General features: G+C 68.4%; 1 pseudogene. It reads left to right on the top strand.

The features are described 5' to 3' along the window. Positions 1-192: 192 nt before the first annotated feature. Positions 193-455: pseudogene (locus IG08_RS0153355) on the top strand (IS200/IS605 family accessory protein TnpB-related protein); the annotation flags it as partial.

Raw genomic sequence — 455 nt, 5'->3', positions numbered from 1 at the left:
CTGGGGTGTGGCTGGGTGGGAGTGTGTTCTGGCATGTGTGGGTGAGCGTGGAGGGTCCCGGCGGGCGGCTGGGTGCTGTCGTCCCGGGAGGGGAATCGGCGTTCGTTCGTCGAATGTGTGACCTTTCCGTGTGGTGTTCGTTGGGTGTGATGAGCGGGTTGTTGAGGGGCTGTATGGGGGGTGTGGGGTGGGTTGCGGGAGCGTGCGGCGTCGTTCGTCGTGCCCGGCCCCTCGGGCGTGGCAGTCCGGACCCGGCTCAAGCAGCTCAGGCCCGCCGATGTGAAGGTGCTCGCGCTGGTCGGTGCGTACCTCGGTTCGCTGGCTTCCCGGGACTTGAAGGTGCGGTGCGCGGAGGGCCTGGAGCATTCCGCGGACACCTGGGCGGCTCGTAAGCGGGGCCTGACGGCTGTGTCGTCGTCCCGGTGGGCGGGTTCGATCACCAAGGCCACGCATGA

Origin of the sequence: Streptomyces fulvoviolaceus (assembly GCF_000718165.1) — a bacterium.
Taxonomy (GTDB): Bacteria; Actinomycetota; Actinomycetes; order Streptomycetales; family Streptomycetaceae; genus Streptomyces; species Streptomyces fulvoviolaceus.
Note: the sequence above shows the minus strand (reverse complement) of the source record. Positions and strands in the feature narration are given on the sequence as shown.